This window comes from Streptomyces spinoverrucosus, from assembly GCF_006539505.1.
GTDB lineage: Bacteria > Actinomycetota > Actinomycetes > Streptomycetales > Streptomycetaceae > Streptomyces > Streptomyces spinoverrucosus.
Genome location: NZ_BJND01000161.1, coordinates 1 through 2,267, shown reverse-complemented (window position 1 = coordinate 2,267; position 2,267 = coordinate 1). Strand labels below are relative to the sequence as shown.

Sequence of the window (2,267 nt, the reverse complement as noted above, 5' to 3'; positions counted from 1 at the left end):
AGGGAGGTTGCTGTATGGACCGTGCCGGTGACGCGGTGCCGATCGGGGAGCTGCTCGATGAGCGGCGGTATCTGCTGGATGTCGCCTTCTGGATGCTGGGCAGCAGCAGTGCGGCCGAGAGCGTCATTGATGAGACCTACCGGCGGTGGTACGGGCTGTCGGATCGGGTGCGGGAGGAGATCACGGCGCCGCGTTCGTGGCTGGCGAAGGTCGCCGGTGGTATCTGTCTGGCCCGCCTCGCGCTGCCCGGGCGGGACACCGGCCGTGCGGGGAAGGGGCTGCGGGGTGGTGGGGTGGGGGCGGAGCGGCACGGGATGCTGCGGGAGGAGGTCAGCGGGGTACTGCTGGAGGCGCTGGATTCTCTGTCTCCGGCCGAGCGGGCGGCTTTCGTCCTCAACGACGTCTTTGGGATGGCGCCGGGTGCGGTGGCCGATATCGTCAGGCAGAGCGAGCCGGAGTGCGCCGAGCTGGCCGACCGTGCCCGCCGCAGTCTGAGGGCCCGGCGTGCGCGGCCCACGTCGCCCCAGCAGCACGACGCGCTGGCCCGCGCGGTGCGCCAGGCCTGCGCGACGCAGGACGAGACACTCCTGGCGTCGCTGCTGGCAGCCGACGTCACGGCCTTCTTCGACGGCGGCGGCAAGGTCAGGGCCCTGGTCAAACCGGTGCATGGCAGCGCCCAGGTCGCCCATAGCCTGCTGACCCTGCTCACCCGGCACCCGCGCACCACCTTGCACACCCACTCCGTCAACGGACGCACCGGCCTCCTCGTGCGCTACGACCACCAGGTCGCCGCCGTCATCAGCCTCGACATCGCCGGCCCCCACGTCGTACAGGTCTGGGTCACCCTCAACCCCGACAAACTCCGCACCTGGAACCAACCCGACGATCCTCTCGACCCGTCGCCGACGCACCACAACTCAGGCAGAGCGCCTCGGGAATGAGACCCATCGGCCCTCTGTAACTGTCGGGCCCGGTCAAGTCGTATCCCCCCCCCATGAAGAGGTTGGCACGGCAAACCTGTCACAGATCGGGGACGCATCCGGTCAATGAAGCGAACGCGATTGGACGCTCTTACTCAGGAGCCCAGCGACAGAGCCCGCCTTCGCGCTGCCGCCACATGATCGCACCTCGTCAACACCAGCAACACTCGGAGGAACGGAGACAGCAGGATCATGCATCCCGAGACGCCCCCCAGGGAGAGTACCTTGGACGACGCCGTTGCTGTTTTCGTGGAGCTCCGTCCACGTCTCTTCGGCATCGCATACCGCATGCTGGGAAGCGCGGTTGAGGCCGAGGACGTGGTACAGGAAGTCTGGTTGCGCTGGCAGAAAACCGACCGCTCAGTAGTGGTCAGCCCCGTGGCATTTCTGTCGAGTACCACCACCCGGCTGGCCATCAACGTGGCTCAGTCCGCGCGCGTGCGCCGCGAGGCCTACATCGGCCCGTGGCTGCCCGAGCCCGTCGACACGAGCACCGATCCCGAGGTGGGCGCCGAGCGTGCGGAAGCTCTGGAACTTGCTCTGCTCCTCGTACTCGAGAAACTGAATCCCATGGAGCGGGCCGCATACGTGCTGCGGGAGGCGTTCGACTACGGCTACCCCGAAATCGCGGAAATTCTTCAGCTCACCATCGTCAACGTACGCAAGATCGTGAGCCGGGCTCGTAAACATCTCGCGGCCGACCAGCGGGAGACCGTGGACACGCTGGAGCACCGACGGCTCCTCGAAGCCTTCGTCTCGGCAGCGCAGGGGGGAGATGTCGCCTCGCTGGAGGCTCTCCTCACCCCCGATACCGTCAGTCTGTCCGACGGCAACGGTATGCGCGGCTGCGCTCGTATACCCGTGTCGGGCCGTGCACGTGTGGCCAGGATGGTGACCTATCCGAACCTGTGGCGGGAAGCGGAGCCCAGGTTGGTCGACGCCAACGGCTGTGCGGGCGTGATGATCTACCGAGAGGACCAACCCATCGCCTTCATGACGATGGCCGCCTCGAAGGAAGGCATCCACAAGCTGATGTGGGTGTTCAGCCCGAGCAAGATCGCCGCGTTCATCGACTCGCGCTCTCGCCACACCATGGCGCCCGCCGTCTGACGAATGCACCGCAACCGCGACGTTGAGGAGCATGGTCCATGTAAGGGGGATCCGGCGGGAAGCCTTCACCTCGGGTGCTGCGCCGGGGACCGTGATGCACGCCGTCTCCGCACCCCACCTACCGGTGGGCGCCTGCCGGACGCAAGCCCGCCGCAGCGCCCGCCCTGTCACGGCTCG

2 protein-coding genes are annotated in these 2,267 nt (G+C 67.3%); both read left to right on the top strand.

Annotated elements, in window-relative coordinates:
• The first annotated feature begins 14 nt into the window (after positions 1-14).
• On the top strand, positions 15-941 hold the full coding sequence (locus SSP24_RS42235; RefSeq protein ID WP_141316548.1) for a sigma-70 family RNA polymerase sigma factor family protein: 927 nt from the start codon (positions 15-17) through the stop codon (positions 939-941).
• Positions 942-1,172: 231 nt separating this feature from the next.
• Positions 1,173-2,090 carry a sigma-70 family RNA polymerase sigma factor gene (locus SSP24_RS42230; RefSeq protein ID WP_141316546.1) on the top strand — a complete coding sequence of 306 codons (918 nt, stop codon included), beginning with the start codon at positions 1,173-1,175 and terminating at the stop codon, positions 2,088-2,090.
• Positions 2,091-2,267 lie beyond the last annotated feature (177 nt).

Bases quoted from the DNA above. Each gene is read 5' to 3' on its own strand.
- SSP24_RS42235 (WP_141316548.1), top strand. From the start codon at position 15: ATGGACCGTGCCGGTGACGCGGTGCCGATCGGGGAGCTGCTCGATGAG.
- SSP24_RS42230 (WP_141316546.1), top strand. From the start codon at position 1,173: ATGCATCCCGAGACGCCCCCCAGGGAGAGTACCTTGGACGACGCCGTT.